8 protein-coding genes and 1 pseudogene are annotated in these 7,206 nt (G+C 60.3%); 6 read left to right on the forward strand and 3 right to left on the reverse strand.

What is annotated here, in order from left to right:
• The 3 genes from OQK_RS04920 to pdeM form a co-directional block, all read left to right on the forward strand.
• Nucleotides 1-456 (forward strand): ATP-binding cassette domain-containing protein (locus tag OQK_RS04920; protein ID WP_016771386.1); only part of this gene is annotated, 456 nt, incomplete at its 5' end.
• Between the two features lie 193 nt (nucleotides 457-649).
• Nucleotides 650-3,139 carry a ligase-associated DNA damage response DEXH box helicase gene (locus OQK_RS04925; protein WP_016771387.1) on the forward strand — a complete coding sequence of 830 codons (2,490 nt, stop codon included), beginning with the start codon at nucleotides 650-652 and terminating at the stop codon, nucleotides 3,137-3,139.
• The gene (pdeM, locus tag OQK_RS04930) at nucleotides 3,136-3,789 is read left to right on the forward strand and encodes a ligase-associated DNA damage response endonuclease PdeM (protein ID WP_016771388.1); all 654 of its coding nucleotides are present in this window, start codon (nucleotides 3,136-3,138) and stop codon (nucleotides 3,787-3,789) included. The genes OQK_RS04925 and pdeM overlap by 4 nt, the downstream gene beginning before the upstream one ends.
• Before the next feature lie 44 nt (nucleotides 3,790-3,833).
• On the opposite strand, the gene OQK_RS04935 is transcribed toward pdeM, so the two are convergent.
• Nucleotides 3,834-4,043 carry a hypothetical protein gene (locus OQK_RS04935; protein WP_016771389.1) on the reverse strand — a complete coding sequence of 70 codons (210 nt, stop codon included), beginning with the start codon at nucleotides 4,041-4,043 and terminating at the stop codon, nucleotides 3,834-3,836.
• Nucleotides 4,044-4,150: 107 nt separating this feature from the next.
• Nucleotides 4,151-4,717 carry a dCTP deaminase gene (gene dcd / locus OQK_RS04940; protein WP_007940589.1) on the reverse strand — a complete coding sequence of 189 codons (567 nt, stop codon included), beginning with the start codon at nucleotides 4,715-4,717 and terminating at the stop codon, nucleotides 4,151-4,153.
• A gap of 355 nt (nucleotides 4,718-5,072) precedes the next feature.
• On the opposite strand from dcd, the gene OQK_RS04945 reads away from it, so the two are divergent.
• A complete protein-coding gene (locus tag OQK_RS04945) occupies nucleotides 5,073-5,282 on the forward strand; it encodes a cold-shock protein (RefSeq protein WP_002554837.1) in 210 nt (69 codons plus the stop codon).
• A gap of 118 nt (nucleotides 5,283-5,400) precedes the next feature.
• Here the strand turns inward: OQK_RS04945 and OQK_RS04950 are convergent, their stop codons facing one another.
• Complete coding sequence (locus tag OQK_RS04950; RefSeq protein WP_016771390.1) at nucleotides 5,401-6,408, reverse strand: DUF481 domain-containing protein; 1,008 nt, start codon at nucleotides 6,406-6,408, stop codon at nucleotides 5,401-5,403.
• A 165-nt stretch (nucleotides 6,409-6,573) separates the two neighbouring features.
• Between OQK_RS04950 and OQK_RS04955 the strand changes: the two genes are divergently transcribed.
• Together OQK_RS04955 and OQK_RS04960 are read left to right on the forward strand one after the other, a co-directional pair.
• Nucleotides 6,574-6,927 carry an MGMT family protein gene (locus tag OQK_RS04955; protein ID WP_016771391.1) on the forward strand — a complete coding sequence of 118 codons (354 nt, stop codon included), beginning with the start codon at nucleotides 6,574-6,576 and terminating at the stop codon, nucleotides 6,925-6,927.
• Nucleotides 6,928-6,970: 43 nt separating this feature from the next.
• Nucleotides 6,971-7,206 (forward strand): annotated as a pseudogene (locus tag OQK_RS04960) (AmpG family muropeptide MFS transporter); the annotation flags it as partial.

A 7,206-nucleotide genomic window follows, 5' to 3' on the forward strand; every position in this document is an offset into this window, starting at 1 on the left:
ATGACCGTGCTGGAAAACATCACCATGGCCCCGCGCCGGGTGCTCGGTTGCAGCAAACAGGAAGCCGAGGATCGCGCCCGACGTTATCTGGACAAAGTCGGCTTGCCGGCGCGGGTCGCCGATCAATACCCGGCGTTTCTCTCCGGCGGCCAGCAACAGCGCGTGGCGATCGCCCGGGCACTGGCGATGGAACCGGAAGTGATGCTGTTCGACGAACCGACCTCGGCACTCGACCCGGAACTGGTCGGCGAAGTGCTGAAAGTGATTCAGGGCCTGGCCGAGGAAGGCCGGACGATGATCATGGTCACCCACGAAATGAGTTTCGCGCGCAAGGTGTCGAATCAGGTGCTGTTTCTGCATCAGGGTCTGGTGGAAGAAGAAGGCGCGCCGGAAGACGTGCTGGGCAACCCCAAGAGTGAACGCCTTAAGCAATTCCTCAGCGGCAATCTTAAATAAGGTTGGCACCCAACCCTGTGTGGGAGCGAGCCTGCTCGCGAAAGCGGTTTATCAGTCAACATCAATGTTGAATGTGACATCGCATTCGCGAGCAGGCTCGCTCCCACGGGGGAATCCACCGACCGACAAAGTTAAACTTGTCCCCCCGCTTCGCTGTCTCTGAAACAACACCTCCAGAGCGCACGCAGCCGGCATGGCGAAATCCCCCGACTTTGCAAAAACCTGGTTCAGCGCCCGCGACTGGAAGCCGTTCGCCTTTCAGAAACAGGTGTGGGCGGCGGTGAAAAACGGCGAGTCCGGATTGCTCCACGCCAGCACCGGCGCCGGCAAAACTTATGCGGTATGGTTTGCTGCGCTCAACCGCTTCGCCCGCCTGCAACCGCCCGTGGCTACACCGCGCAAACGCAAACCGCCGGCCGAGCCGTTGACGGTGCTGTGGATCACGCCGATGCGCGCCCTCGCCGCCGATACCGCCCGCGCGCTGCAAATCCCGGTGGATGAATTGCAGATTCCTTGGAGCATCGGCCTGCGCACCGGCGACACCAGCAGCAGCGAACGCGCCCGTCAGGGCCGGCGCTTGCCGACGACGCTGATTACCACCCCGGAAAGCCTGACTCTGTTGCTCGCCCGCGCCGATGCGCGCACGGCGTTGTCGACCCTGCGCATGATCGTCGTCGATGAATGGCACGAGTTGCTCGGCAACAAACGCGGCGTGCAACTGCAACTGGCCCTCGCTCGCCTGCGGCATTGGCAGCCGGAACTGATCGTTTGGGGCGTGTCCGCCACCCTCGGTAATCAATCCCACGCGGAGCAAGTGCTGATCCCACAGGGCGGCGGCGTCAGTGTTCAGGGCAAAAGCGAAAAAACCCTGCAAGTCGACACCCTGCTGCCACCGGCCATCGAGCGTTTTCCCTGGGCCGGGCACATTGGTCTGAAGATGCTGCCGCAGGTGGTGGCCGAACTCGACGCCTGCGCCAGCAGCCTGGTGTTCACCAACACCCGCGCGCAATCGGAGATCTGGTATCAGGCGCTGCTGGAAGCGCGGCCGGACTGGGCCGGATTGATCGCGCTGCACCACAGCTCACTGTCACGCGATACCCGCGACTGGGTCGAACAGGCGCTGAAGAATGGCCAATTGAAAGCGGTGGTCTGCACCTCGAGCCTGGACTTGGGTGTGGATTTCCTCCCGGTCGAGCGCGTGCTGCAGATCGGCTCGGCGAAAGGCGTCGCGCGGTTGATGCAACGTGCCGGGCGTTCCGGCCACGCACCGGGGCGCACCTCGCGGGTGACGCTGGTGCCGACCCACAGCCTGGAACTGATCGAAGCGGTCGCCGCACGGGATGCCGTCGAGCAACGGCGCATCGAGCCGCGCCTGTCACCGCACAAGCCGCTGGATGTGCTGGTCCAGCATTTGGTCAGCATGGCCCTTGGCGGTGGGTTTATTCCTGAAGAATTGTACGAAGAAGTCCGAGGCGCCTGGGCCTATCGCGACCTGACAGCGGCGGATTGGGCCTGGGCGCTGGCGTTCGTACGCCATGGCGGGATGTCTCTTACAGCGTATCCGGATTACCGCCGGGTCGAGCCGGACGAACACGGCGTCTGGCGCGTGCCGGATGCGCGCCTGGCGCGGCGCCATCGCATGAGCATCGGCACCATCGTCAGCGACGCGAGCATCAACCTGAAATTCTGGAGCAAGGGCGGCGGCGGCAAACAGCTGGGCAGCGTCGAGGAAGGCTTTATTGCCCGGCTGAAACCCGGCGATGGTTTCCTCTTCGCCGGGCGCTTGCTGGAACTGGTGCGGGTGGAAAACATGACCGCCTACGTCAAACGCAGCACCGCAAAAAAAGCCGCCGTGCCGCGCTGGAATGGCGGGCGCATGCCGTTATCCAACGAACTGGCCGAAGCGGTGGTCACGCGCTTCAGCGCCGCTGCTCAAGGTCAATTCAAAGGCCCGGAAATGCACGCGTTGCGGCCGCTGCTGGAGACGCAGATACGCTGGTCCGGTTTGCCCACCACGGAAAATCTGCTGGCCGAAGTGCTGAAATCCCGCGAAGGCTGGCACCTTTTCCTATATCCGTTTGCCGGGCGGCAGGTGCATCTGGGACTGGCGAGCCTGCTGGCGTGGCGCGTCAGTCAGCGGCAACCGGTGACCTTCTCGATTGCCGTGAATGATTACGGCCTGGAACTGCTCAGCGCCACGCCGGTGGATTGGGCCACGCATCTCGACGCTCACCTGTTCAACGCCGATGACCTGTTGCTGGATGTGCTCGCCAGTCTCAATGCCGGTGAACTGGCGTTGCGCCGCTTCCGCGAAATCGCGCGAATCGCCGGGCTGGTCTTCGCCGGGTATCCGGGCGCACCGAAAAGCACCCGCCAGGTGCAGGCGTCGAGTGGCTTGTTTTTCCAAGTGTTCAAACAATACGACGCCGACAACCTGCTGCTGGCCCAGGCTGGGGAAGAGGTCCTACGCGAGGAACTGGATATTCGTCGTCTGGAACAGACATTGGAGCGCATCAATCAGATGAAACTGGACGTGCATCAGGTTAAACGTCCTACACCGCTGGGCTTTCCACTGCTGGTGGAGCGGATGCGCGAGAGCATGAGTTCGGAAAAGCTGGCTGACAGGATCAGAAGAATGGTCGGTGACCTGGAAAAAACCGCTGATAACGGAAAATCGTCGTGAGTGCGTACCCGGTGCGTTTGGCCGGTGAGGAGTTGTGGTTGCTGCCGGAGAAAGCGCTGTATTGGCCAGCGCAGGAAGCATTGCTGATCGCTGATGTGCATTTCGGTAAAGCGGCGGCCTATCGCAGCCTCGGCCAGCCGGTGCCGCATGGCACGACGGCGAGCAACATCGAGGTGATCGACGCGTTGCTGGCGCGGCTGCCGTGTCGCCAGTTGATCTTCCTCGGGGATTTTCTGCATGGGCCTGGCTCACATGTCCCGACCACACTGAATGCGCTGGCAGAGTGGCGCGCACGGCACGCTGACCTGCCGATGACACTGATTCGCGGCAACCACGACAAACGCGCAGGCGACCCACCAGCCTCGCTGAATATCCGCGTAGTGCCAGAGCCGCTGTTACTCGGGCCATTCGCCCTGCAGCATGAGCCCGATGCGCATCCGGAACGGCATGTGCTCGCCGGCCACGTGCACCCGGTTTATCGGCTGCATGGCAAAGGTCGGCAGAGTCTGCGCCTGGCTTGTTTCAGACTCGGTGAGCGCATCAGCCTGATGCCGGCATTCGGTGCGTTTACCGGCGGCTATCAGGTCGAGCGCGACGACAGTTGCAAGGTCTTCGTGATCGGCGACAACGAAATATGGCCCGTCAGCTAGATCGCAAATCGATCAGGCTGACGGGCCATATTCATGACAGTCGGTCAGGCAACAGGCGCCGGAGGCGGCTCGTCCGGCAGGGTCGGTTCGCCTGGTTCGGTCGGTTGTTCGTTGGGAGTATCGGGATCGGGCTGGCCGGGCACGCCGCCGGACAGGCTCAAAGACGGATTCGCCAGTAACGACCAGGCCAGAACGCCTATCTGATTGGGCTCAAGCCTTGCCAGTTCAGCGCTGATTCGCGGGTCGATCTTCATAGGGCACTCCTCAGTGAAGGCCCGAATTTGTGTGTAACAAAAACGGGCAGTACACCCCATAGAGTGTCTGCCCGCCAAAGAATTCCCGACATCCGTCGGATGGTCGATCAGGTACGCGGCAAGGTTACGCCACGCTGGCCCTGATATTTGCCGCCACGATCCTTGTAGGAAACTTCACATTCTTCATCGGATTCGAGGAAGAGCATCTGCGCCACGCCTTCGTTGGCGTAGATTTTCGCCGGCAGATTGGTGGTGTTCGAGAACTCCAGCGTCACATGACCTTCCCACTCAGGCTCGAGCGGAGTGACGTTGACGATGATGCCGCAGCGCGCGTAGGTGCTTTTACCCAGGCAGATGGTCAGCACGTTGCGCGGAATGCGGAAGTACTCGACGGTGCTGGCCAGGGCGAAGGAGTTCGGCGGAATGATGCAGACGTCGCTGTGGATGTCGACGAAGCTGCCGGCGTCGAAGTTCTTCGGGTCGACAATGGCCGAGTTGATGTTGGTGAACACCTTGAAGTGGTTGGTGCAACGCACGTCGTAGCCGTAGCTCGACACGCCGTAGGAAATCACCCGGCTGTCGTCGCTGCCGCGCATCTGGCGCTCGACGAACGGTTCGATCATGCCGTGTTCCTGCGCCATGCGGCGAATCCACTTGTCCGATTTGATGCTCATGGCGGGTTTGTCCTGAATAGCGAGGTGGAAAAATTCTGTCCGGCATCTTACCGGGCGCGTCGCCGCGATCAAAGTGCGCAACGCAATTCTCGGCGAACACCCCGTATTTACGCGCTGTGGCGACGAACCGTCGCACCGCCGATCCCTAAAACACAGAATCCTTTGCAAGAAACATTGGCACGTTCCGGAAAAAGGGTTAAGGTGGCGTCACTGTGTTGCTTGTGTCACTGAGAATCTCTACACGATATGTTGAATTTCGATCCAACCATCTACAAGAATTTTTCCTGCTCTTTGCACTCAGTCTCGGCCAGGGTTCTTCCTGAGTCGCAGTTATCTTTGTTCAAGGAGTTACACCATGTCTAATCGCCAAACCGGTACCGTTAAGTGGTTCAACGATGAAAAAGGCTTCGGCTTCATCACTCCACAATCCGGTGACGACCTGTTCGTTCACTTCAAAGCTATCCAATCCGACGGCTTCAAAAGCCTGAAAGAAGGCCAACAGGTTTCTTTCATCGCTACCCGCGGTCAGAAAGGCATGCAAGCTGAAGAAGTACAAGTTATCTAACTTGTAGCTTCTTTAGAAAAGAGCCCCGCCCTTAAAAGCGGGGCTTTTTTGTGGGCGCCTGTTTTGTTCAGGCAAAAAAAATCGCAACCCGAAAGGCTGCGATTTTTCGTTTGTGCTTTTACCAGGCCACACCAAACCCTGCGGTATATCGGGTCTTGTTCAGATCCGCATCGTTGGTGCCGCTGATGATGTCGCGCTCGGCCTTGAGGTTGAGCGACGCCCAGTCGGTGACCTTGTAGCGCAGGCCCAGCTCGGCATCCAGCGCATAATCGGCAACGCCCGACAGCGGCTTGCCGACTTCGCCATTGGTGAAGAACTCGACCTTCTTGCCAATCAGGTAGCGGTTGTAGTCCCACTTCATCGCGACGGAATAGAAGTTGTCCTTGCTGCCATCGCGGTATTCATAGTCGGTGCGGTTGAGCAACGAGCCCAGCGAGAACGCGCCGAGTTCGTCGTCCCAGAACTGGTAGCCCGGACCGGTACCGACCACGCGCTGACGCGCCAGCTCTTCGATGTGATCACGCTTGTAGTTGATGCGCCCCTGCCAGAACCACTGATCGGTGAGGAAACGGTCGAGGGAATATTCGGCGCGCCAGTTGTTGGTGGTGGTTTCCGCATCCTGGACTTCGCGGTTGTACTCGCCCTCGCCGGTATGCCGCCAGCGGCCATGGCGAGCAGAAGTCTTGAAGGCAACGTCGTAATCGTCGGTGTCCTTTTCGGCGCGCTGATAGTCCAGCGCCAGATCGACGTTGCCCTTCCACACCAGGTCGGTGACGATCGGCTTGGGCTTGAGTATCTGCTGAATGCTCGCCAATTCGACAGTCTTCGGCTCCTCGCCGTTGGCCAGGGTGACCTTGCCATCGTCGGCCGCGGTGAGCGACTTCGACACTTCGCCGGCATAGGCGTCCTGCTTGACCAGCAGATGCTGATCGCTGTCGAGGGTCTTGACCTCTTTCCAGTCAATCGCCACTGCGCCGGCGTATTTGGTCTGGATCAACAGCTTGCCGCCGTCGAATACCGTGATAGTGCCACTCAGCTTGTCGCCGTTTTTCAACCAGACGGTGTCGGCAAGCAGGGGCGTGGACGCGCTGAAAACAGCAAGGCACAACAGGGTTCTGGGGAACATAAGCAGATCGGGGGCTCAGAGTTGGCGAAAAGGGTCGGCATTATCCGTAGGATTTTGCCCATGACAAGGACTGACCGGACTATTTCAATTGAGTTCATTTCTCAACTGGGCCACGAGCGATTACCCTTGTCGCCATCGTCACGCCAATGCTCAGGAGCCGCGTACGTGAAAGACCCGCTCGACAGCGTCGAAAACGATGCGCAAATCCGACGCACGGCACTCTACTCGACGCTCGCGCAAGTGCCCGAAGGCAAAGTCGTCAGTTATGGCCAGTTGGCCGAACTCGCCGGGCTGGGCCGCGCCGCGCGCTGGGTCGGACGGACTTTGAGCCAGTTGCCCGGCGACACCAAGCTGCCTTGGCACCGCGTGCTCGGCGCCGGCGGACGCATCAGCCTGCCGGTCGGCAGCCCTTCCGGTGATGAACAACGCGCGCGATTGCGTATGGAAGGCATCACCGTCCAGAACAATCGTGTGGATATTCGGCGCCATGGCTGGCGTCCGGTAGAGCACAGCGGTTAGAGTGCGCGCTTTGTTTTCGCAATTTTGAGGCAGACTTCAGCCCATGCCCCGTAAAACCTGGCGCGCCGCGCTCGCCGCCTATGCCAGTCCTTCGACGCTCGTGCTGTTGTTGCTCGGTTTTGCCGCCGGCCTGCCGTACATGCTGGTGTTCTCGACGCTCTCCGTATGGCTGCGTGAAGCAGGCGTGGCCCGTGAAACCATTGGCTATGCCAGCCTGATCGGCCTGGCGTATGCGTTCAAATGGGTCTGGTCGCCCCTGCTTGACCAATGGCGCCTGCC

The sequence above is a fragment of the Pseudomonas sp. R62 genome (assembly GCF_000257605.1).
Taxonomy (GTDB): domain Bacteria; phylum Pseudomonadota; class Gammaproteobacteria; order Pseudomonadales; family Pseudomonadaceae; genus Aquipseudomonas; species Aquipseudomonas atacamensis.

What these genes read in the sequence shown, in the direction of transcription:
- OQK_RS04945 (WP_002554837.1), top strand. Translation starts at nt 5,073, where the DNA reads ATGTCTAATCGCCAAACCGGTACCGTTAAGTGGTTCAACGATGAAAAA.
- OQK_RS04925 (WP_016771387.1), top strand. Translation starts at nt 650, where the DNA reads ATGGCGAAATCCCCCGACTTTGCAAAAACCTGGTTCAGCGCCCGCGAC.
- dcd (WP_007940589.1), bottom strand. Translation starts at nt 4,717, where the DNA reads ATGAGCATCAAATCGGACAAGTGGATTCGCCGCATGGCGCAGGAACAC.
- OQK_RS04950 (WP_016771390.1), bottom strand. Translation starts at nt 6,408, where the DNA reads ATGTTCCCCAGAACCCTGTTGTGCCTTGCTGTTTTCAGCGCGTCCACG.
- OQK_RS04935 (WP_016771389.1), bottom strand. Translation starts at nt 4,043, where the DNA reads ATGAAGATCGACCCGCGAATCAGCGCTGAACTGGCAAGGCTTGAGCCC.